Origin of the sequence: Terasakiella sp. SH-1 (assembly GCF_004564135.1) — a bacterium.
In the GTDB taxonomy this organism is placed as follows: Bacteria; Pseudomonadota; Alphaproteobacteria; order Rhodospirillales; family Terasakiellaceae; genus Terasakiella.
The window spans coordinates 1,847,501-1,869,437 of record NZ_CP038255.1 but is presented as its reverse complement, the minus strand read 5'-3'; the positions used below and the strand labels follow the sequence as shown (position 1 = coordinate 1,869,437).

The 21,937-nt window shown below is 46.9% G+C and carries 26 protein-coding genes and 1 tRNA gene; 22 read left to right on the top strand and 5 right to left on the bottom strand.

The window, feature by feature from the left end; translation table 11 throughout:
* Positions 1 to 8 precede the first annotated feature (8 nt).
* Complete coding sequence (gene tyrS, locus E4K71_RS08685; RefSeq protein WP_135078671.1) at positions 9 to 1,253, bottom strand: tyrosine--tRNA ligase; 1,245 nt, start codon at positions 1,251 to 1,253, stop codon at positions 9 to 11.
* 95 nt (positions 1,254 to 1,348) lie between these two features.
* Between tyrS and E4K71_RS08680 the strand changes: the two genes are divergently transcribed.
* Together E4K71_RS08680 and E4K71_RS08675 are read left to right on the top strand one after the other, a co-directional pair.
* The gene (locus E4K71_RS08680; RefSeq protein WP_135078669.1) at positions 1,349 to 1,975 is read left to right on the top strand and encodes a MarC family protein; all 627 of its coding nucleotides are present in this window, start codon (positions 1,349 to 1,351) and stop codon (positions 1,973 to 1,975) included.
* Entirely contained in the window at positions 1,972 to 3,051 is a 1,080-nt protein-coding gene (locus E4K71_RS08675; RefSeq protein WP_135078667.1) for an anhydro-N-acetylmuramic acid kinase, read from the top strand. Before E4K71_RS08680 ends, E4K71_RS08675 begins: the two co-directional genes overlap by 4 nt.
* A gap of 72 nt (positions 3,052 to 3,123) precedes the next feature.
* Here the strand turns inward: E4K71_RS08675 and E4K71_RS08670 are convergent, their stop codons facing one another.
* Positions 3,124 to 3,783 carry an alpha/beta hydrolase gene (locus tag E4K71_RS08670; protein WP_135078665.1) on the bottom strand — a complete coding sequence of 220 codons (660 nt, stop codon included), beginning with the start codon at positions 3,781 to 3,783 and terminating at the stop codon, positions 3,124 to 3,126.
* Between the two features lie 231 nt (positions 3,784 to 4,014).
* On the opposite strand from E4K71_RS08670, the gene cysE reads away from it, so the two are divergent.
* The 14 genes from cysE (at position 4,015) to E4K71_RS08600 (ending at position 14,237) form a co-directional block, all read left to right on the top strand.
* On the top strand, positions 4,015 to 4,722 hold the full coding sequence (cysE, locus tag E4K71_RS08665; protein ID WP_346504517.1) for a serine O-acetyltransferase: 708 nt from the start codon (positions 4,015 to 4,017) through the stop codon (positions 4,720 to 4,722).
* Between the two features lie 15 nt (positions 4,723 to 4,737).
* A complete protein-coding gene (locus tag E4K71_RS08660; RefSeq protein ID WP_135078661.1) occupies positions 4,738 to 5,208 on the top strand; it encodes an Rrf2 family transcriptional regulator in 471 nt (156 codons plus the stop codon).
* Positions 5,209 to 5,221: 13 nt separating this feature from the next.
* Positions 5,222 to 6,334 (top strand): cysteine desulfurase family protein, encoded by a 1,113-nt coding sequence (locus E4K71_RS08655; protein ID WP_135078659.1) that lies wholly within the window; start codon positions 5,222 to 5,224, stop codon positions 6,332 to 6,334.
* A gap of 35 nt (positions 6,335 to 6,369) precedes the next feature.
* Positions 6,370 to 7,596, top strand: a complete 1,227-nt coding sequence (locus tag E4K71_RS08650) for an IscS subfamily cysteine desulfurase (RefSeq protein WP_135078657.1) — start codon at positions 6,370 to 6,372, stop codon at positions 7,594 to 7,596.
* A 48-nt stretch (positions 7,597 to 7,644) separates the two neighbouring features.
* Complete coding sequence (gene iscU, locus E4K71_RS08645) at positions 7,645 to 8,028, top strand: Fe-S cluster assembly scaffold IscU (RefSeq protein WP_135078655.1); 384 nt, start codon at positions 7,645 to 7,647, stop codon at positions 8,026 to 8,028.
* 14 nt (positions 8,029 to 8,042) lie between these two features.
* Positions 8,043 to 8,387 carry an iron-sulfur cluster assembly accessory protein gene (locus tag E4K71_RS08640; protein WP_135078652.1) on the top strand — a complete coding sequence of 115 codons (345 nt, stop codon included), beginning with the start codon at positions 8,043 to 8,045 and terminating at the stop codon, positions 8,385 to 8,387.
* A gap of 82 nt (positions 8,388 to 8,469) precedes the next feature.
* Complete coding sequence (hscB, locus tag E4K71_RS08635; RefSeq protein WP_135078650.1) at positions 8,470 to 9,111, top strand: Fe-S protein assembly co-chaperone HscB; 642 nt, start codon at positions 8,470 to 8,472, stop codon at positions 9,109 to 9,111.
* On the top strand, positions 9,111 to 11,006 hold the full coding sequence (gene hscA / locus E4K71_RS08630) for a Fe-S protein assembly chaperone HscA (protein ID WP_135078647.1): 1,896 nt from the start codon (positions 9,111 to 9,113) through the stop codon (positions 11,004 to 11,006). The genes hscB and hscA overlap by 1 nt, the downstream gene beginning before the upstream one ends.
* Before the next feature lie 59 nt (positions 11,007 to 11,065).
* The gene (locus tag E4K71_RS08625; protein ID WP_135078645.1) at positions 11,066 to 11,392 is read left to right on the top strand and encodes a ferredoxin family 2Fe-2S iron-sulfur cluster binding protein; all 327 of its coding nucleotides are present in this window, start codon (positions 11,066 to 11,068) and stop codon (positions 11,390 to 11,392) included.
* Positions 11,393 to 11,419: 27 nt separating this feature from the next.
* Positions 11,420 to 11,620 (top strand): Fe-S cluster assembly protein IscX, encoded by a 201-nt coding sequence (gene iscX / locus E4K71_RS08620; RefSeq protein WP_135078643.1) that lies wholly within the window; start codon positions 11,420 to 11,422, stop codon positions 11,618 to 11,620.
* A 51-nt stretch (positions 11,621 to 11,671) separates the two neighbouring features.
* Positions 11,672 to 12,397, top strand: a complete 726-nt coding sequence (locus E4K71_RS08615; protein WP_135078640.1) for a DUF599 family protein — start codon at positions 11,672 to 11,674, stop codon at positions 12,395 to 12,397.
* Positions 12,394 to 13,500, top strand: coding sequence for a tRNA 2-thiouridine(34) synthase MnmA (gene mnmA / locus E4K71_RS08610; protein WP_135078637.1), 1,107 nt, complete (start codon positions 12,394 to 12,396; stop codon positions 13,498 to 13,500). The genes E4K71_RS08615 and mnmA overlap by 4 nt, the downstream gene beginning before the upstream one ends.
* A gap of 132 nt (positions 13,501 to 13,632) precedes the next feature.
* A tRNA-Met gene (locus E4K71_RS08605) sits at positions 13,633 to 13,709 on the top strand.
* 132 nt (positions 13,710 to 13,841) lie between these two features.
* Positions 13,842 to 14,237 carry a hemerythrin family protein gene (locus tag E4K71_RS08600; RefSeq protein ID WP_135078634.1) on the top strand — a complete coding sequence of 132 codons (396 nt, stop codon included), beginning with the start codon at positions 13,842 to 13,844 and terminating at the stop codon, positions 14,235 to 14,237.
* A gap of 739 nt (positions 14,238 to 14,976) precedes the next feature.
* Here the strand turns inward: E4K71_RS08600 and E4K71_RS08595 are convergent.
* Positions 14,977 to 16,650, bottom strand: coding sequence for an EAL domain-containing protein (locus E4K71_RS08595; RefSeq protein ID WP_135078632.1), 1,674 nt, complete (start codon positions 16,648 to 16,650; stop codon positions 14,977 to 14,979).
* Complete coding sequence (locus E4K71_RS08590; protein WP_135078629.1) at positions 16,647 to 17,327, bottom strand: rRNA large subunit pseudouridine synthase E; 681 nt, start codon at positions 17,325 to 17,327, stop codon at positions 16,647 to 16,649. Before E4K71_RS08590 ends, E4K71_RS08595 begins: the two co-directional genes overlap by 4 nt.
* A 29-nt stretch (positions 17,328 to 17,356) precedes the next feature.
* On the opposite strand from E4K71_RS08590, the gene E4K71_RS08585 reads away from it, so the two are divergent.
* The 6 genes from E4K71_RS08585 to E4K71_RS08560 all read left to right on the top strand — a co-directional run bounded on the left by E4K71_RS08585 (position 17,357) and on the right by E4K71_RS08560 (position 21,403).
* Positions 17,357 to 17,731: a hypothetical protein gene (locus tag E4K71_RS08585; RefSeq protein WP_135078626.1), complete on the top strand. Its 375-nt coding sequence runs from the start codon at positions 17,357 to 17,359 to the stop codon at positions 17,729 to 17,731.
* A gap of 200 nt (positions 17,732 to 17,931) precedes the next feature.
* Entirely contained in the window at positions 17,932 to 18,249 is a 318-nt protein-coding gene (locus E4K71_RS08580) for a hypothetical protein (protein WP_135078624.1), read from the top strand.
* Positions 18,250 to 18,286: 37 nt separating this feature from the next.
* Positions 18,287 to 18,472 carry a hypothetical protein gene (locus E4K71_RS08575; RefSeq protein ID WP_135078622.1) on the top strand — a complete coding sequence of 62 codons (186 nt, stop codon included), beginning with the start codon at positions 18,287 to 18,289 and terminating at the stop codon, positions 18,470 to 18,472.
* An 81-nt stretch (positions 18,473 to 18,553) separates the two neighbouring features.
* A complete protein-coding gene (locus E4K71_RS08570) occupies positions 18,554 to 18,856 on the top strand; it encodes a hypothetical protein (protein ID WP_135078620.1) in 303 nt (100 codons plus the stop codon).
* A 118-nt stretch (positions 18,857 to 18,974) separates the two neighbouring features.
* Entirely contained in the window at positions 18,975 to 20,168 is a 1,194-nt protein-coding gene (locus tag E4K71_RS08565) for a hypothetical protein (RefSeq protein WP_135078618.1), read from the top strand.
* A gap of 134 nt (positions 20,169 to 20,302) precedes the next feature.
* Positions 20,303 to 21,403 (top strand): hypothetical protein, encoded by a 1,101-nt coding sequence (locus E4K71_RS08560; RefSeq protein WP_135078616.1) that lies wholly within the window; start codon positions 20,303 to 20,305, stop codon positions 21,401 to 21,403.
* Between the two features lie 141 nt (positions 21,404 to 21,544).
* On the opposite strand, the gene E4K71_RS08555 is transcribed toward E4K71_RS08560, so the two are convergent.
* Positions 21,545 to 21,754 carry a hypothetical protein gene (locus E4K71_RS08555; RefSeq protein WP_135078614.1) on the bottom strand — a complete coding sequence of 70 codons (210 nt, stop codon included), beginning with the start codon at positions 21,752 to 21,754 and terminating at the stop codon, positions 21,545 to 21,547.
* Positions 21,755 to 21,937 lie beyond the last annotated feature (183 nt).

The following is a 21,937-nucleotide window of genomic DNA, read 5'->3' as shown; positions in this document are numbered from 1 at the left end:
TATGATGATCAAACAGGTTTGATCAAAGCGTGACGTTTTTTACCAAAGGATAGTTTGATCAGGCCATCCTTATTGGCTTCGGCTGCTGTGATCAGCTGGTTTTCATCCTTGATGGGCGTGTCGTTCAAACGTGCGCCACCGCCTTTGATCGCACGGCGTGCTTCACCGCCGGATTTGGCAAGCTCGACACGGCGCATGGCATCAAAGGCTGGAATGCCGTCACCCAGTTCAATTTCAAAGGTGGGCAGGTCTTTACCCAGCTGGCCTTGCTCAAAGGTTTTCTTTGCCGTTTCTGCAGCATCAAGGGCAGCTTGCTCACCACGACACAGTTTTGTCACTTCATGGGCGAGGATTTTCTTCGCTTCATTCAGTTCCTGACCTTGCAACGCTTCAAGTTTGGCAATTTCATCCATGGGCAGTTCAGTGAACAGTTTCAGGAAACGGCCCACATCTGCATCTGATGTGTTGCGCCAGTATTGCCAGAAGTCATAGGCCGACAGCATATCGTCATTCAGCCAAATGGCCCCATTGGCCGTTTTACCCATTTTCTTGCCATCAGATGTGGTCAAAAGCGGGACTGTCAGGCCGAAAACTTCGTTGCCAGAAACACGACGGGTCAGTTCAACACCATTGATGATATTACCCCATTGGTCCGATCCCCCCATTTGCAGGGTCAGGTCATGGCGTTTGTTGAGCTCATAGAAATCATAAGCCTGAAGGATCATGTAGTTGAACTCAAGGAAGGTGAGGGGCTGTTCGCGATCAAGGCGCAGCTTCACGCTGTCAAACGTCATCATGCGGTTGATGGTGAAGTGACGGCCGTAATTGCGCAGAAATTCCAGATAACCGATATCAGACAGCCAGTCATCGTTATTCACCATGACTGCATCTGTAGAACCTTCACCGAAGCTCAGGTATTTATCAAAGACGGTTTTAATTCCGGCCATGTTGTTGGCAATAAATTCATCTGTCATGACCGGGCGTGTGGCGTCTTTGCCGGATGGGTCGCCGACTTTTGTTGTGCCGCCCCCCATCAGAACAACAGGCTTGTGCCCTGTTTTTTGCAGCCAACGCAGCAACATGATGGGCAGAAGGCTGCCGATATGCAGACTGGTGGCTGTACAGTCAAAGCCGATATAGGCGGTGATGACCTCTTTTGCCGCTTTTTCGTCCAAGGCTTCGATGTCTGTGCATTGGTTGATGAACCCACGCTCTGACAGAATGCGCATAAAATCGGATTTGTAATTGGTCATTGGTCCGCTTTTCCTGAATTTCTTTGACTTTAATGAAAGGCGGGCCTACTTAGCATAAAATAATGACATTGCTCTAGATAAAAATGGAAAGACGGATGACGGATATCGTCCTGCAAGCCTTTGTCACCATGTTTGTGATTATCGACCCTATTGGATTGACGCCCATGTTTATTGGCCTCAGTGCCGGGGCGACAGCTGCTTATCGGCGCAAGATGGCCTTGCGGGCAGTTTTCTTCGGGGCCTGTATTTTATTATTCTTTGCCCTGATCGGTCATGAGTTTTTGGGGCTATTAGGGATTGAAATGTCATCGTTTCGCATTGCGGGCGGGGCTATGCTGTTTTTGACCGGTCTTGAGATGGTCTTTGGCAAACGCACCACACGGCGCAGTGAAAAGGCCGAAGAGATCAAGGCTGATGAGGAAATGGAAGATATTTCTGTTTTTCCACTCGCCATTCCTTTTCTGGCCGGACCGGGGTCTATTACCTCTATCATGTTGTTGATGGAAGCGCAGGATGGTAATTCAGAAGGGCAGATGATGATCTTGGGGGTAACAGGGGGTGTCTTGCTGGTTAGCCTTTGCCTGTTTATGATCTCTGATAAGCTGGAAAAGGTTCTTGGGCAGACGGTTTCAAGTATCTTTTCGCGTATTTTAGGTGTCTTATTAGCAGCATTGGCATCGCAATATATTATTGATGGACTGAGAGTGGCGTTATTTTCATGAAACTTGTCATTGGCCTGATGAGCGGCACATCTCTGGATGGGATTGATGTTGCCTTGATTAAAACGGATGGTGAAACCGTTGCGGAGTTATTGGGCTTTCAAAGTTACGAATATGACGAAGAGTTTCGTCACTCTGTTCAAAAATGTTTTGGTCAGAAAGAGGCATTTGGGGATTTGGAAGAACAAATTACCCATCGCCATATTCAGGCGGTTGAACGTTTTTTACAAAGTGAGGGTTTTTCCCGCAATGAGATCGACCTGATTGGTTTTCATGGGCAAACTGTTTTTCATGAACCCCATAATGGGCTGACAATCCAGTTGGGGGACGGGGCGATGATGGCGCGTGCTGTCGGCATTGATGTGGTGAATGATTTGCGCACAGCAGATGTTCTGGCTGGCGGGGAAGGTGCGCCGCTGGTCCCCGTTTTTCACGAGGCAATTACCAAACATATTTCCCGTCCGCTTGCCATCTTGAATTTAGGCGGGGTGGGCAATGTGACTTGGATTGGGCCGGATCATGAACTTTTGGCTTTTGATACGGGGCCAGCCAATGCCTTGATTGATGATTGGGTGAAAAAACATACCGGGCAGGCGTTTGATAAAAATGGGGCGATTGCAGCATCAGGTGAAATCCATGATGATGCGGTCAATACATTTATGACCCATCCTTATTTTTCAAAGTCGGCCCCCAAAAGTTTGGACCGTGATGAATTTAAGCGTATGGCCTTTGATCTTGTTGATGACCTGTCTGTCGAAGATGGGGCGGCGACTTTGACGGCCTTTAGCGTTGCCAGTGTGATGAAGGCACAGGACTTGTTTCCTTATTTGGCGGAAAACTGGATCATCTGTGGTGGGGGGCGTTTAAACAAGTCCATGATGAGCGCTTTGAACGCTTATCTCTATGGGCAGGTGATGACGGCTGAACATGTTGGCTGGAATGGCGATGCGATTGAGGCGCAGGCGTTTGCCTATCTCGCGACGCGTTCTGTTGCGGGTTTGCCGATTACCTTTCCGGGGACAACAGGGGTGAAAGAGCCGTTGAGCGGCGGTGTGTTTCATTCCCACACACAAAAATGAGCCCTGACCAAGGTCAGGACTCATTTTATTCTTTATTCGTCATTCCCAACTCGATTGGGAATCTCTTTGGTCTTATTCAGCAGCCAGTTCAACAATGCGGCGATCCAGATACTCACCAGACATCTGTTTGATCAGTTCTGCTTCTTCTTCATTATTGAAGTAGTGCGTCGCATCGGAAATGCGCTGATAATCAATAGAGATGTTTTTCTGGCTATCCAGTTTATTGACCAGTTTGGCAACAGATTCTTCCGGGACCACATCATCGGCATCACCATGGATCACCAGACCAGAGGCCGGGCAGGGTGCAAGGAAAGAGAAGTCATACAGGTTGGCTGGTGGCGCAACGGAGATAAAACCATTGATTTCCGGGCGGCGCATCATCAGTTGCATGCCAATCCAGGCGCCAAAAGAAAAACCACCGACCCAGCAGATGCGGGCATTGGGGTTATGTGTTTGCATCCAGTCCAATGCAGCAGCCGCGTCGGAAAGTTCTCCGATTCCGCTGTCAAAAATACCTTGAGAGCGACCAACGCCACGGAAATTAAAGCGAAGGACGGAAAAACCACGCTCTTTGAACGTTTTGAACAAGGTGTAGGTCACACGGTTGTTCATGGTACCGCCCTGTTCTGGGTGCGGGTGAAGCAAAAGTGCAATCGGTGCATTTGCATCGTTACTGTGGTGGTAGCGACCTTCGAGGCGACCTTCCGGTCCATTGAAAATGACTTCAGGCATCTTTCTCAGACGAATCCTAAATAGATGAAAACAAAAAATAAAAAATCCGACAAAAATATGTGGCTATTCTCGTGAAAAACAGACTTTTGTGCCGAGATAAACTTGACTAGTTTAGTCGGGCATTCTATATTCCTAAGCAATTCACTATGAGATAAGCACGATTTGTTGTCGAATCAATAGCCCATCTCATAGCGCAAAAATGATTAAGATACTAGCAAAACGTGGCCTATCGTGTTCAAAAGATTAAAAGAAGATATCGATTCATTCATTCAACGTGACCCCGCAGCGAAATCCCGCCTTGAGGTGATTCTCTGTTATCCGGGTCTGCATGCGTTGATGTTTTACCGTGTCGCCCATGCTTTGTGGTTGCGTGAATGGCGCTTGTTAGGACGCTTTCTTTCTCATGTTGGGAAAATTTTGTCCGGGGTTGAAATTCACCCTGGGGCAAAGGTGGGGCGTCGCTTCTTTATTGATCACGGGACAGGTGTTGTAATCGGTGAAACTGCCGAGGTTGGTGATGATGTGACACTTTATCAAGGTGTGACCCTTGGTGGAACCTCGTTGGAAGAAGGCAAACGCCATCCCACATTGGAAGATGGTGTGATCGTTGGTTCTGGTGCGCAAGTGCTTGGCCCCCATGTGATCGGTGCCGGTGCCCGTATTGGTGCAAATGCAGTGGTGCTGGAAGATGTGCCGCCCGGTGTGACGATGGTTGGCATCCCGGCCAAGATGGTGATGGGGCGCAACAAAAAAGAAGATAGCGAATTCTGTGCCTATGGAACGCCGGATGGCATGAAAGATCCGGTGGTGCGTACAATCGAAGCGTTGCGCACAGAAATCAATACATTGAAAAATCGTGTCGAAGAACTTGAAGGCGGCACAGCTGAAGAGACAGTAGAGAGTGAACAAAAACTCGATGTTGTTTCCGGCGGACGTTAAGTGGGAGCTTGAAGCATGAAATTAAGTACAAAAGGGCGTTACGCTGTCATGGCGATGGTTGATCTTGCCTGTAATAGCAAGGGCTCGCCGGTTTCATTGGCTGATATCGCGGATCGTCAGGAAATTTCCCTGTCATATCTGGAACAGCTTTTTGGCAAACTGCGCAAAGGGGATTTGGTGAAATCTGTACGTGGGCCGGGTGGGGGGTATCTGCTGGCGCGTGAATGTGTGGATGTGCGTATTTCTGACATTATCATGTCTGTGGATGAACCCATTACGGCCACACGTTGTACACCGGGCAACCCCAATGGCTGTCGTGAAAATAAAAGCCGTTGCTTGACGCATGATTTATGGACGGAATTGGGTAATCAGATTTATCTCTATCTCAGCTCCATCTCACTGGAAGATATTGTTGAGAAACGCCTGCTTGGGACCAGTTCACTGTTTGATACAGAAACCCGCGAAAAAGTCGCAGCGGCACAATAAGGCAAGCTGAGTGATGAAGAACATCGTCTACATGGATCATAACGCAACTGCGCCGATCTACCCTGCTGTGGTAGATGCGATGACGCATGCGTTAAGCCATGTGGGCAACCCGTCTTCGGTTCATAGATCCGGGCGTGAAGCCCGTAAGCTGATGGAAGAAGCCCGTGAACAGGTTGCTCGGCTTGTTAATGTGCCCAGTGATTGGGTGATCTTCACTAGTGGCGGCACAGAGGCAGATGCCTTGGCCTTGAATGGTGTAGATGTGGATCGGGTACTGGTTTCATCTGTTGAACATGCTGCTGTTATGCAGGCGCGTGATGACCTTGAAGTGCTTGAGGTTGATAAAAATGGTGTTGTTTCTCTAGAGGCTTTGGAAAAAGCTTTAAAGGGGGATGACCGTGCAACGTTGGTCAGTATCGTTGGGGCCAATAATGAAACCGGTGTGATCCAGCCACTGAAAGAGATTGTGGAGATTTGCCATGCTCATGGTGCCTTGATCCATTCTGATGCGGTCCAGTTGGCTGGTAAATGTGATTTTGATATGCAAAGCCTTGGTCTGGACCTAATCAGCCTGTCTGCTCATAAACTGGGTGGCCCGCAAGGTGTGGGGGCTTTGGTTAAGCGCGCAGGTTTGACGTTGACACCTTTGAATAAAGGGGGCGGACAGGAACGTTCCATGCGCGGCGGGACTGAGAATCTGTCAGGTATTGTCGGTTTTGGTGCAGCGGTTGAAGAAAAAAGGGACTTTTCTGCCATCAAAGCCTTGCGTGATGAGCTGGAAGTGCAAATTAAGGCTTTGGGCGCAGTTGTGTTTGGTGAGACTGTAGAACGGATTCCCAACACCAGCTATTTCGCGATTGAAGGGATGGCGAGTGAGCGTCAGGTCATGGCACTTGATTTGGCAGGAGTTATGGTTAGTGCCGGTTCTGCTTGTTCTTCCGGTAAGGTGAAGGCTTCCCATGTGTTGAAAGCTATGGGGGTGAAGGATGAACTGGCAGGCAGTGCGATCCGGGTCTCGTTAGGCTGGAATAGTACCAAAGAAGATATAGATTTTTTTGTACAGGCTTATACAAAGATAGTTGAGCGTGTACAGGCGAGAAAAACAAGCCACAGTAATGCGGCTTGAGATTGAAGACGAAGAAGAAGAAAAGGAACCCCCTCATGGGCGTGAATACAAAGGACCATCCGGTATATTTGGATTATCAGGCAACCACACCGACAGACCCGCGTGTCGTTGAAAAAATGATGCCGTTCTTTACCGAAAAATTTGGTAATCCGCATTCTCGTAACCATGCCTATGGCTGGGATGCAGAAGAAGGGGTTGAAGACGCCCGCAAGCAGGTAGCGGACATTATTGGGGCGAACTCCAAGGAAATCGTCTTTACCTCCGGTGCGACAGAATCAAACAATCTGGCCCTGAAAGGGGTGGGGGAGTTCTATAAGAATAAACGCAATCACATCATTACCTGCGTGACCGAACATAAATGTATCCTTGATACCTGCCGCCATATGGAACAGGAAGGCTTTGAGGTGACATATCTTCCCGTTCAGGAAAATGGCCTGATTGATTTGGAAGAATTGAAAGCTGCGATGACGGATAAGACATTGTTGGTATCCATCATGGCGGTCAACAATGAAATCGGTGTGATCCAGCCGTTAAAAGAAATCGGTGCCTTGTGCCGTGAGAACAAAACCTTCTTCCATACGGACTGTGCGCAGGCTGTGGGTAAGATTGAACTGGATGTGAATGAGATGAATATCGACCTCATGTCTATTTCCGGTCACAAGATTTATGGTCCGATGGGGATTGGTGCCCTTTATGTTCGCCGTCGCCCGCGTGTGCGTGTGATTGCACAAATGAATGGCGGTGGTCAGGAACGTGGCATGCGTTCTGGGACGCTCGCCCCGGCTCTGTGTGTGGGATTGGGTGAGGCTTGTAAGATTGCCAAGGAAGAAATGACAGCAGAAAGTGAACGCCTGCATGAGCTTCAAAGCTATATGTGGAAACGTTTTCAGGATGAATTGCCGGAAGTCTACTTGAATGGTGATCTGGACAGTCGTATTCCTGGCAATCTCAATGTCTCTTTCGCCTTTGTGGAAGGGGAAGGTCTGATGATGGGGATCAAGGATTTGGCCGTGTCTTCCGGTTCAGCTTGTACATCTGCATCGCTGGAACCGTCTTATGTGCTGCGGGCGCTGGGTGTGGAAGAAGAACTGGCTCATACGTCGCTTCGTCTGGGCATTGGTCGCTTTACCACCAAGGAAGAAGTGGATTTTGCCACGGACCGGATCATTAAAGAAGTTAAACGCCTGCGTGAAATGAGCCCACTGTTTGAAATGGCTCAGCAAGGTATTGATATTAAGTCCATCCAGTGGGCTGAACATTAAGGAATAGGTTAAGACAACCGCCTTTGAAGCGGTGAAAAGGAGAATAAAATGTCTTATAGCGATAAAGTTGTTGATCACTATGAAAACCCGCGTAACGTCGGCTCTATGGACAATGAAGATGGTGATGTGGGCACAGGTCTGGTCGGTGCACCGGCATGTGGCGATGTGATGCGTTTGCAGATCAAGGTTGCTGATAATGGTGTGATTGAAGATGCCAAGTTTAAAACATTTGGCTGCGGTTCTGCCATTGCATCCAGCTCGCTGGTGACAGAATGGGTCAAAGGCAAGACTTTGGATGAGGCCGCGGATATCAAAAATACAGATATTGCTGAAGAGCTGGCTTTGCCGCCGGTGAAAATCCACTGTTCTGTTTTGGCCGAAGATGCCATCAAGGCCGCCATTGACGATTATAAAACCAAGAAAACCGACTAAGGAGTGACGTTGGCATGAATGAACGTCCTGCCCCAATTAGTGTAACCGATGCTGCACTAGATCGTATCCGTGCGTTGTTAGATAGCCGTGGCAAACCCAGTGTGGGTATTCGCATTGGTGTGCGTACCAAAGGCTGTTCCGGCCTGTCTTATACGTTGGAATTTGCTGATGAGGTCAACGAGTTTGATGAGGTCTTTGACCCGGCAGACGATGTAAAAATCATGATTGACCCCAAAGCGACCATGTTCATTTTTGGAACAGAAATGGATTTTGTCGAAGAGCAAATGGCATCCGGTTTTGTCTTCAACAACCCCAATGAAAAGGGGCGTTGTGGCTGTGGTGAATCTTTCCACGTTTAATTAAGGAACCGTCGTCCTTGCGAAAGCGGGGACCTTTTGAATAAAGAGATCCCGCATCAAGTGCGGGATGGCAGTTGGGTCTATGGATACTTCATCAAACGATACAACATTGCGCAATGATCACAGTGGTTTGCACCCATGCTGGTCCTGTAAAGGCCCGGTTGGGGAAAGTGACCTGTTTTGTGAAACCTGTCATGCGGTACAACCCCCCGGTCACATTGACCATTTCTCCCGCCTTGGTCTGCATAAGGACTATGGCATTGACGTGGATGGTTTGGAGCGCACTTATTTTGAACTGCAACGCCATCTCCATCCTGATCGTTTTGCCAATAAAACCGCACAGGAAAAGAACCTGTCTCAACAACAGGCGGTGAGCCTGAACGAGGCATTCGAGGTGTTGAAAGACCCGCTGAAACGGGCTGACTATTTGTTGCAGGTTTTAGGGACGGATGGCATCAGCCATGATCACACGGTGAATGATCCCATCTTGTTGATGGAAGCTATGGAAACCCGTGAAGCCTTGATGGAAGCCACAGATGTTGCCGTGGTTAATAAGTTGTCTGATAGGGCACGTCGGGATGTGCGGGAATGTGTGAAAGCCATTGCCGCTGCCTTTGAAACGACAAAGCTGGATGAGGCACGTAAGCTTGCTCTTCGTCTGAAATATTTAACGAAACTTCTGGAAGAAACGCGTCAGCATAAAGCGCGTCTGGTATTGAAATAATGATTGAAAACGTTCTGCTGCAAATTCACGAGCCCGGTGAAACGCCAATGCCACATGATGGTGAAGAAAATTTGGCTGTTGGTATTGATTTGGGCACGACCAACTCGGTTGTCGCCGTGTCAAAAGAAGAAAAGCCGGAAGTTTTGCGCGATGAAAGCGGAACGGCATTGGTGCCTTCTGTTGTGGCTTATGCACCTGATGGGTCAGCCATTGTCGGTCAGTTGGCGAAACAATTGTTATTGATGCGCCCAGAAACGGTGATTTCATCAGTGAAACGCCTGATGGGCCGTGGCTTGGCGGATGTGAAATCCATCGCAGGGACGCTTCCGTTTGAAGTAGTCGAAGGCGAAGGGATGGTGCGCCTGAAAGTGTCAGGTAAGGAACTCACCCCTGTTGAGATTTCAGCCGATATTTTGAAGGCTCTGAAAGAACGTTCAGAAGATCAGCTTAAGCAGAAGGTTAATCAGGCGGTTATCACTGTTCCGGCCTATTTTGATGATGCAGCACGTACAGCGACCAAGGATGCGGCCAAACTGGCAGGTTTGGAAGTTCTGCGCCTTGTGAATGAACCGACAGCGGCTGCGTTGGCCTATGGTCTGGATCGTGAGGCCGAAGGTGTCTATGCGGTTTATGATCTGGGTGGCGGGACCTTTGATATTTCCTTGTTGCGTATGGAAAAAGGCGTTTTTCAGGTAAAAGCCACAGGCGGGGATGCGGCCCTTGGCGGGGATGATTTTGATCATGCCATTTTGGAATATTTCCTTGAGGAACGTCGTGCCCAATATGGTGAAGAAATCCTGACAACCGATGATGTGAAGATTGCCCTTGTTACAGGGCGGATGGCCAAGGAATGTTTGACGGAAAATGATAGTGGTGATTTTGCATTGGAATTTAATGGCAAAATGTCCAACCACACCATCACCCGTGAAAAGTTTGAAGAACTGGTAGCCCCCTTGGTGGAACGCACCATTGATATCTGTCGCAATGTGTTGGAAGATGCCGATACGTTCCCAGATGAAGTCAAAGGCGTTGTTCTGGTCGGTGGTTCAACCCGTGTGCCGTTGGTACGCCAGCGTGTGGGGGAGTTTTTTGAACAGAACCCGCTGTCTGATATCAACCCGGATGAGGTTGTTTCTGTCGGTGCTGCCTTGCAGGCCGAAGCCCTGACTGTTGGTTCTGATAACCTGTTGCTGGATGTCACCCCGCTTAGTTTGGGGATCGAGACTATGGGCGGGATTGTGGAAAAAGTCATTCCGCGCAACACCCCGATTCCAGTGGCTAAAGCACAGGAATTTACCACCTATCAGGATGGTCAAAGTGCGATGGCTATTCATGTCCTGCAAGGTGAGCGTGAGATGGTGGATCAAAACAGATCCCTTGCACGCTTTACCCTGAAAGGCATTCCGGCCATGACGGCCGGGGCGGCGCGTATTCGTGTGACCTTTAGTGTAGATGCAGATGGCTTGCTGACCGTTGGGGCTGAAGAAGTGACCACAGGTGTGTCGCAAGAAGTGGCTGTTAAGCCGTCCTACGGTTTGTCTGATGAAGAAATGGCGACCATGCTGCGCGATAGTATGGTACATGCAAAAGACGATATGGAAGTCCGTTTGTTAACCGAGGCGCGTGTTGAAGCCAAGCGCGTGATGGAAGCGGTCTATTCTGCCCTTCATATTGATGGAAAATTGTTGAATGAAGATGAACGTTCCCATATTGATGTGGTGTTGAATAAACTGGACGAGACCATCGTCGGTGATGATCGTCATGCCATTAATGCCATGGTGGAAGAGCTGGATCGCGAAACCCAGATGTTTGCACAGCGCCGCATGGATAAAGGAATTGAAGAAGCATTGACAGGCATCAATGTGGATCGACTGGAAAATGCTATTGAATCTTGATTTATTGAATTGAATAGATCAAAACTAACTTAGAAGTTTTTGAAAAAGAGGAGTTCTTTATGCCTAAAGTAGTTTTCGTAAACCCTGACGGTTCTGAAAAAGAAGTAGAGGCTGCAAACGGTCTGTCTATTTTGGAAGTTGCTCATAAAAATGATATCGAGCTGGAAGGCGCTTGCGAAGGGTCCATGGCTTGTTCAACTTGCCATGTAATCGTTGATGACGAGTGGTTTGACGAGTTGGACGAACCGACTGAAGAAGAAGAAGATATGCTGGATTTGGCGTTTGGCCTGCAAGAAACATCACGTCTGGGCTGTCAGATCATTCTGAATGACGAACTGGACGGCATTAAAGTTCACGTTCCGGCCGAAACACGCAACATCGGCTAAGACTGACACACATAAGGAGAGCATCTGATGGGACTACGTTGGACAGATATTCATGATATCGCCATTGAACTGGAGGATGCTCATCCTGATGTGGACATTATGCATGTCCGCTTTACTGATCTTTGGAAATGGGTTCAGGAGTTGGATGATTTCGAGGATGACCCGGATAAAAGCAACGAGAAAATTCTCGAAGCCATACAAATGGCCTGGCTTGAAGAAAGAGATTAAGAAGCTGTCGTCCTCGCGAATGCGGGGACCTTTTCTTTTGGGAGGGAAGGTATGAATATTGAATTTATGCATGGTGTGACCCTTCTGGATGCGCTCGCACTCTTGTGGTTTTTAATTGCTTGGGCGGGCTATACCAAATGGGCGGACCGCTTTAGTCAGCAACGCTCCAGCCTTATGAATGTGATGTATCACTATCGTCTGGAATGGATGCGCGAAGCCCTCAAACATGAAATTCGCGTTGCTGATATGGCTGCGGTTTCCACTCTTGTCAGGTCCATTTCACTCTTTGCCTCGACAGCAATCTTCATCATCGGGGGGATTGTTGCCATTTTTGGGGGGCTGGATCAGGTGCAGGAACTGACGAAAGATTTACGATATGTCGCCAGCACAACCAAAGTGATGTGGGAGATCAAGCTCCTGACTTTGGCGTTGATCTTTGTGTATGCCTTTTTCAAGTTCGCCTGGTCTTTACGACAGTTTAATTACATGGTCATTGTGATGGGGGCATTCCCCGATTTTCAAGAGGCGGCGAGTGAAAAGGCACAGACTTTGGCTGAGCGCGCTGCAAGAATTAATGCATTGGCTGTGCAGACCTTTAATCGGGGGATGCGGGCCTATTATTTTGGCTTGGCCGCACTATCGTGGTTTATCCATCCATTAATTTTTATTGCCTCGACCCTTCTTGTCGTTTTGGTCGTTTATCGTCGTGAGTTTCATTCCAAAACGTTGCGTGTGCTTGACCCTAATAGTGATTATGAAGCAGTGATTAAATCATGAATTCTCTCTTTATTGATAAAGCCCCTGAAGATACCCGCGTGATTGTCGCCATGTCCGGCGGTGTGGATAGTTCTGTTACAGCAGCTATGCTTAAGGAACAGGGGTATGATGTGGTTGGTGTCACCTTGCAGCTCTATGATCATGGGGAGGCAGTGTGCCGTCCCAATACCTGTTGTGCCGGGCGCGATATCTATGATGCACGCCGCGTCGCTGATCAGATTGGCATTCCGCATTATGTGCTGGATTATGAAGAGATTTTTAAGCGTGATGTCATGGACTATTTCGCTGAAACCTATGTCCATGGTGAAACACCGATCCCATGTGTGAAATGTAACGAGACAGTGAAATTTCGTGACCTTCTGGAAACGGCCAAAGACTTGGGTGGGGATGCCCTTGTCACGGGTCATTACGTCCAGTGGGATATGACAGATCAGGGGGCGATTCTATTGCGGGGGCAAGACCATCGTCGGGATCAAAGCTATTTCATGTTCACCATGACGCAGGATCAGGCTGATTTTGTGCGTTTTCCCTTAGGCGGTATGTCAAAGGATGAAACACGTGCTCTGGCTGCGAAATATGGCCTTGCAGTGGCTTCTAAAAGCGATAGCCAGGATATTTGCTTTGTCCCGGAAGGCAAATATGTGGATGTGGTTGAAAAGCTCCGCCCCGGTGCTCTAGAGGCTGGTGAGATTGTCCATATCGACGGGACAGTGGTCGGCACACATGATGGGGTTATCAAATATACGGTTGGTCAACGTCGTGGGTTGGGCATTGCCTGGCCGCAGCCCTTGTATGTTATTCGGCTGGATGCTGAGAAAAAGCAGGTTATTGTTGGCCCTAAAGAAGCTTTGATGGAATATGAGCTGACCATTCATGGGGTGAACTGGATTGGCTTTACCGACTTACCTAAAGAAGGACGTGAGCTGGTGGTCAAGGTTCGTTCCGCCCAGCCCCCGCAACAAGCAACGGTTTATCCACTGGATAATAACCGCGCCCGTGTGGCCCTTAAAGAGGGGTATGCTGGTATCGCACCGGGACAGGCTTGTGTCTTTTATGAAGGTGAGCGCATGCTGGGTGGAGGCTGGATCGAACGAGGGGCTTAAGCTTTTTTCTTGTGGAATTTCAGGCATTTTAAGGCTGTCAAAAAAAAGTTAAAAACAATGTTTTTTTTGTTTGACAGTTGGGCGCTACTGCCGTAAAAAACGCCCACTTCGAAGCGCACGACACGCTTCTAAGGCTGGATAGCTCAGCTGGTTAGAGCGCGGCACTCATAATGCCGAGGTCGGCAGTTCAAGTCTGCCTCCAGCTACCAATTCAAAAAGACCCGAAGATTACTTCGGGTCTTTTTTTGTATTTATAGGTACTTCTACAGGTTGTTTTGTGCATTGCAATATATTAAAAGCACCGCAACTTGTGACTTTATTGATTTTATTGGTAGTTGATTATGCAGCCACTTATTGGTGATGGGACATATTGCGTTGGGCATAGCGAATTAAATGCGCAACATCAGGAGATCACAGAGAACCTCAATCAACTGATTGATTTTGTAGAAAGCCCGGATTGTGAAATCCATGTGGCGAATCAAATGGGGGACTTGTTAAAGTCTGTCCATGAACATTTACTGTTCGAAGAAACCTTGTTGGAAAAAATGGAGATTCCGGGGCTAAAGGACCATAAAGAAAGTCATTTTGAATTTCTGGACGAGCTTGCCAAGGCTTGTCAACATTTTGAAAAAGGCCAAGGTGCAACAGCTCAGCATTTACAGGCATTGCTTGACTGGTTTCTTAATCATATTCTGATTGATGATATGAAGTATAAGGCGTATCTGGAAAAGCTATAGGGCCTACGAATCTTAACAAGCCTGTTGAAGCTCACAGTAATCGGAAAAGGGGCTATTCTCGCGCAGATAGTCAAGATTGTCGAGGGCTTCACATATGGGGGGCAAATATCACGACACCCAATCACCCCTTCAATACCTGTACTCTTTTTACAGGCAAAACAATAGGCTTTCAGGCAGTTGACCATATTGAGTTCATGATTGGTCAGTTCTTCCCATATGTGAGACATTTTTTCCATCCGCATCAACTTAAATTTAAGTGCGGACTGTATAACTCAGGAAATCAGGTTTGAAATCACCCATATTTGTTAATATGAACGGATATGAAGTGAGCCCTTTGGATAGGAGGAGGCATCGCCGTCCAGATTGACGATTGTATCGTAAATTTTTTCACAGATATCAGCGCAGCCAATTGTACCAAGTTTATATGAGCCTTTGTTACAGCGATAACAAGTACGTTCCGCTTCATATAGAGTTTTATCTGTGGATGTGATAGTCATTAAACCATACATAAAAACAAGTTCTTAAAAGATAAACCTCTTATATAGAGACGGTATCGCAAAGACAATAGGGGGGAATACCTAGAATTTGTTACAGTTATATGAATACGTACTTAGATTGTAATGCGTGCTGTGATTCTGCAGCACAATGAAAAACTTCTTAGGAAAAATCTTGCTGTATCGGGATAAGGTAGGGGCAGGACCTATTAATGTAAGAAGCTTATCCTTGATTCGTAATTGAATTACTTTTTGATCAGCTTGTTCTTAGGGGCAAATTTACGGGCATATTGCATGGGGTCGGGGTCTGGTTTGCCAAAGAACCAGCCTTGACCGTAATCAATGCCGCATTCTTTCATGTGATAGGCCATTTCCTGATCTTCGACCATTTCGGCAACGGTTTCCACATTCAGGTCACGACACATGTTTGCCATGGCTTTGAGCAGGTCATGGCCTTTTTTCGTGCTATAGGCACGCTTAACCACAGGGCCATCGAACTTAACCACGTCGATATCCAGCCCGTTGAGGTAATCAAAACTGGCTGCCCCGGCACCGAAATCATCCAGACAGACTTCAAAGCCCAGCTCACGGATAGATTGAATGGTATTGTTTACACGTGGCAGATCATCAATTTTGGCAGATTCTGTAATTTCAAACAGGAGATGTTCCGAAAGTTTAGGTTCTCTCTTCATCATCTCATAAATGGTTGTCATAAACTGTTCGTTACTGACAGACGATCCTGACAGGTTGACAGCGACACCTGGGAAATTCTTTTTACTGCGATAATTACGCACGCTGGCGATGGTTTCTTTCACAATTGCCATATCAAGATCGTGAATGATCCCGACTTCCTCGGCCAGACTGATCAGTTGATAGGGCGAGCCTTTTCCTTGTTCTCCTTTAAAGCGAACAAGGGCTTCAAAGTGGTGGACATACCCTCGTTGCAAATCGTTAATAGGCATGAAGTAAATATCCAGATCGCCTGTTTTGGACACTTCCTTGATATAATCAATATTAGAGACCGTATTGGTCATCATGCCGGAAAGAACATCGGAGAAGTTATTCTCTTTCAAACCGCCAGGATTTTCACAGAATTTCTGCATGGTATGCATCATGGCACGTGCGACCTGATCGTCGCTCATGTCCGCAGAATCCATATCAACCGTATTGGAAACGGCCTGGATCATATCACCTGCCGGAGTAATTTGTTTGGCGAGTTCTTCGATTTTTTGGTTAACGGTTTCGGTATCAATATCTTTGGAGTGGGCAAAGCTGAAACTGTCATTATCAATCCGGCTGGCCGTATCGCCACCAATGGAATTTTCATTCAGCAAGTTGCCGATACCTTCCAGCAGTTTCTGCTGGTCGTTTTCTTCGATGGATTCCAGAAGTTTATCCAGTTGGTCGACTTTAACCATGGAAACTTCGGCTTCACCACCTGCACGAATGAAGGAATTAATCCGTTCAGAGGCCGCTTGAGAGAAAGATTCTTTATCCAGCAGGCTTGTGTCGCCATCACGGCGCAAGGGATCAATCTTACCAAAGGAATCTTTCTTGGGTTCCACCTTAATCGCAAGGAAGAAGTGATTGTTAAAGTCTGGTACACGATAGCCTGACAGGCAGGTTCTGACTTTACCGCCCTTAGCCGTTTTTAAATGTAAGGTAACATCGTCCAGCCGCCCCTTGTTGTCAGCTGTATCAATCAGTTGTTTCAAAAGGCCGTGATCTTCTTCATGAACATAGTCTTTGAAGTTGGTCTGTTTCATTTGTCCGGGCTTTTTGCCCAGTAAAACCGGGGTTGCGCCTGCGACAAACTCAATCTTACAGTCGTCGTCCAGCTCAAAAAGGAGGTCGGCACGGCAAAATGCAAGCGCAACAAAGCGTTCTGTTTCTTTTGTTGATCTATCGCTGGCGCTCATGCCCTTGTCTTCTCCCCGTTTGGAAGTCGTTTGTTAACTTCCCTGTTTTTTGTTCCTATCTGTTTTCGACCATTTTTGCGCCGATGAAAAGCTTTTTTTCTCTCAACTTTAAATTCTGGCAAGTCATCTTGTTTGACAGATGTTTCGCTCCATTGTCCTGTTTCAAGCTGATCAAGGGTCCACGGCCCTATGGCATAACGGATGAGGCGCAGGGTGGGAAAGCCGACAGCCGCTGTCATTCGGCGCACTTGCCGGTTTTTACCTTCCTTGATGGTTAGTTCAATCCAGCTTGTGGGGATGTTGGCCCGAAAACGTACCGGTGGATTTCTTTCCCATAGGTTTTTAGGTTCTTCGATTCTGCGTACTTTGGCAGGGCGTGTCTTTCCGTCTTTAAGCGTTATTCCCTGTGCCAAAGCATTCAGGGCTTTGTCATCTGGGATACCTTCCACCTGCACCCAGTATGTCTTGGGCAATTTGAATTTTGGATGAGAAATCTGTGACTGGAGTTTACCGTCTCCTGTCAGCAACAATAATCCTTCGCTGTCTTTATCCAGGCGGCCAGCGGCATAAACACCGGGAATCTTGATGTAATCAGCCAGTGTTTCGCGCTTAATTCCTTCGTCTGTAAATTGGCACAGGACGTTAAAGGGCTTATTGAATAAGATAATTTTCGACATAGGCTTCTTTATCTAATAAGAAAGGGCTCATGGCAATCATTAAGGACCTGATCATGGCGGCAGTGGCTGAAACAGCACAATTTGCACATATCAAAGATGAACAGTTACGCGAGATTATTCTCTCTGCCTTGGCCGAGATGACCAAAATGTTGGAAGAGACACCCTGCCTTTCGGCTGTGTCTTTGGCTGAACAACTCAATGAGATCAAAAAAGCAGCCTTTGAAAAAATGTATGCCATTGGCCGGGAAACCATGGACCGCGAACGTTCTGAGGAAGTCTTAAAGGCTATTCGCGCCTTGCAGGATGCCTTTGCCCAAATTATCGGTGCCATTTCCCCCATGGATAGCCTGCGTTTGTGCCTCAAGGAAATCTGGTTAAAAGAGCTGAGCCCTTGTGAAAATTGATGGATTCGCATTTGGTGTTGGGCAAAGGTATAGTTTGTTCTTGTTGTGTTCTTGGCTTGATGTGGGCCACATGCCATATAGAGGGAAGTCAACAGGAGAAGTGTGAGCGCACTTTCCTATTTTTGTTTGTTGTAATACAACTTAAGAAAACCCCTATAGCCTTTTCATAAATAAAACTGAGAAAAATAGGCAGAGTTGGAATGCGCGAAATAGAGAAAAAAATAACACTTCCTGAAATTCTGTGGAGAGGTGTTATCCAATTTACCATTCTGAATTTAATGGGTGTTTTAGTTGTTCTTATACCAATTAGTATGCTTGCACTAGGAATGGCAGGTGCAGCAAGTGTTGATGCACCATTTTGGTTGATGCCACTCCCATTAATTGTCTGTGGTGGGCTGTGTTATGTGGCTTATCTAGTATATCGAAAAATTAACCGTTTCCCCATTAGCTGGAATTTGGCACTGATCTTCATAACCTTTTGTTTCCAGTTCGCAGTTCTAAATTGGAGAACGCAATAATGAACGTTCCGAATAAAATGATGCCTATGGAAATGGTGTGGCGTGGGGCGATCCAAATGTTTCTGTTAAATGTCGCGGTCGTCATTTTATTGTTAATACCTGCGGCTTATTTCTTAATGGCAAGGTTTACCGAAACATTGCCGGTCTATTTATTGCTTTTACCTTTACTTCTGATGGGAGCAGTTGTGCTCGCCATGTTCTTTCTTTACAGAAAGATCAATAAATTCAGCGTGAAAGGGAACATAGTCCTCATTTTCATAACGATATGTATCCAGTCATCAGTTCTGAATTGGAGAATACACTAATGGATACTTCGAACAACATGACTGTTTTAGAAACGATGTGGCGTGCTGCCGCTTTGACACTACTTGGTCTTATTCTTGTCTATGTCAATCTCATTGTATTGGGACTTGGCTTTGGCGGAGCGATTGGGGGAGCCTTGTACTCGTTACGTCATGCGTATCTAGTAGGAGGTGTCGTTCTTATTATTTTGTGGTGGGCTAGCTGGAAAATATACAAGAAAATAAATCGGTTTGGATGGTTGGGAAACTCCGCCATCACCCTCTTTTCATTATTTCTATGCTGGGCATTAATAACCTTTTTCTAATCATGTAGACCTACAGAATGTTCTGCTGCCCAAAAAGGGATTTCGCAGGGCTTTATTAAACTTTTCAAGACTCGCTGGTTTGGCGGGTCTTTTTTTTGATCTTATGAAGGAGATTGCTATGAATACTAACCTAACCGAACAACAAATCATTGATGCAGTTAATGTTGCTCAAGAAGTTCACAACACTCAATTAACTGGCCTGTCAGGAAAAACGATTAACGGGCTTAGCCCAGTTGCAGATTTTAGGGATGATCCCACTGGGTTACAAATTGGCGTGTTCGACGGCGGTCAAAAGGGGGTGCATGTAAGTGCTGCTGGAACCTACGCTGGTGGGAAAGATCACGTGGAAACCGCTAAGGATTTAGCGGCAGACTTGAGCGGAGGTCAGTTGCAAAAGGATACACAAGCATTCAAGGATGCTCTCGATTATGCGATTGAAAGAGCAAATGGTCGCCAAATTACGTTTTCAGGTTTTAGTCTTGGCAATCCAATCGCAGGTGCCTTAGCCGAAGAAGCAACGAGAAAAGGAGCCAATGCCAGTTTAGTGGGTATTGATGGACCGGGTGCCATTGGGATTTTGGATAATCCGAACGATATTCAAATTTCACCTAATAACGTAGTGACATTGACGCAACAACATTCACCTGTTGCTCATTTTGTTGAGCACCTTCCCGGATTAACACTTGAAATGCCAACCGACTTTTCTGTGTATGGCATTACAAATGCAAGGCCAACAACGTATGATCCCAATGCCGTTCCCCATGGCAATACATATGGAGGCTGGGCATATCATGCAATTGATCCAATGGTTGCGGCAATTAACCAATATGGTTTGTCACAAGCAGTGGAAATTGACCCAATTTCAACCAGCTTTTTAGGTAGTTTAAGTAATACTGATTTTGCATATGACCTTGCAAAGGATGTATTGGAAATGGCTTCACGTTTTGACGACGGTGTATCACCACCATCATACTCCGAAGGTGATTTGCGTGGTGCCTATGATGATGGTGCGGGCTTTTCTGTGAATGGTCGGGCTATAGATGAAGCTGTTAATAATGCGTTCGGCAGCTTTGAAGCCTTGTCATTAAATCCTGACATTTTGGGAATGGTCAGCGGTCAAGCCATTGGCCCGACTTTGGATGTGAATGGCAAGTCCATTACAGCAAGTAATCCTTCACTGATGCACAAGGATGATGCCTTGTCATTGATGGGGTCAAAAGCCTATAGCAATACACTTGATCCCAACCATAACCTCGCTATCAGTGGGTACGTGGTTTCTTTGATGCAGTGGCTCCGGGGACAGTATCCCTAGCGAATGGTAAGTCAGCATCAGCTTCTTTTGGTACAATGCCCAGCCGACCTACATCTGCCCCCAAAGGCGTGCAAGGGTTAGGACCGGTCGGATCAACAATCTCCACTGACCAAAGCCGTGCGATGCAAAGTGCCATGGCAGATATTGAAGCTGGAATGTTTGGTCAGAATAAATCCCGTTCGACTTCTGTGACGAATACGCAGGTTGCCCAAAACCAAACTCAAGTCAGCAAGGAGGAAGAAAAGCAAGCCGCAAAAACACAGCAACATCTGGATAATTATAGTAAGTCGCAGGCTGCGGCACATCAAAAATCTCAGGAAGCACACAACGCTGCTGCAAAAGCGGCACAGTCAAATACTACAAGTGCTGCCCAACCAACCAATCCAGATTTTGATGCAAAGCATGGTTTGACGACTAACTCTTCTTCTCAATCAACGAAAGAATTTGGCGGTAAAACGGGTCCGACCACTGGAATGTTGAGTACGGCTGATGAAAAGGATATCATGAGTGGCGGGACGGGAGCTCATAATTTGTCAGGTGGTGCTGCCAAAGACACCTTAGGTGCAGGTCCAAATAGCCGTGATGTCGGGAAAGTGGCTGCTGTGAAATCTACAGCAACTGCCAATATGGGCAAAAATAGTCAAAAAGGGCCAAATGCAAATCGTTCAAACAGTGGCGAAGGTAGAGACCCAGGTAGCATGTCAGATGCTGAAGTATCTGCAGGGCTTGGTAAAGGAAAGGGTAATGCCGTTTCTGCTGAACCAGCTTTGGGGCGGACTTTTGGGCTTAACCGCAGTGCGGTGGAAATTGAAGCATCTAAACGAGGTATTGGTTATGATGCGGATAGCAGTAATACGGGAGGTGGCAAGAGTGCTATTTGCACGGAGTTGCATCGCCAAGGGCTAATGCCCTCAAACCTCTATCGGTGGGATATGGCTCATGCTGTCCGGGTGATGCCTGATGAATTGAGACGAGGGTATCACTTTTGGGCTGTACCGTATGTAAGACTTATGCGCAAATCACCACTTGCCACCGCATTCATACGGCCTTTTGCCTTAGCTCGCGCCAAGCAGGTTGCCCATATCGAAGGAAAAATCGAACGGGGAAGTTTGCTTGGTAAGGTCATTCGCATTATTGGAGAGCCGATTTGTTATGCTCTTGGCCATTTTTGCGAAGAAACTGATTTACGTAAACTCTATGATTCTGGTTTTCCTCTAACGCGGATAGCTTCTTAAATTTAGGGTGTTTTTTGAAGAGGGAGGGGCGGAGTTATGATGTTTCTTCCCCTCCTAAAGCACAAAACAAGGCGTTTAAACAAAAAGCGGCCCCTTCATGGCAAAGGGACCGCTTTTTGTTTTGGTGTTCGCAGGTTTTTATTAATGAGTGGTGCGTACTCGTTGATAAAGCTTGCGATCCTCCAGTGCCATTTCGCTCAATGTCTGCATTTGCAGGTCATCGCGCTCGTTCATCAAGTGAACATGCATCGGAAGGTTCGGGAGTTCGATTAGACGTGTGGCAATCCAGACAGTTTCTGGATGGCCGACTTTGATAAACCGGTCACCCGGCTGAACATGTGCTTTAGCCATAGTTGTCCTCTTAAAAGGTTAAGATACGATATGTAACTCTGGGTTCCAGTGTTAGCGGGAAATGGTTAAAAAACCTTTGATGCGATGAATTTTTGAGAAAAAAGTGAAAATCGTATATAATGCGAACGGGCGTTGATCCTTTTTGTTTTCATTAAAGAAATATTAGGATTCACATAGGATTAT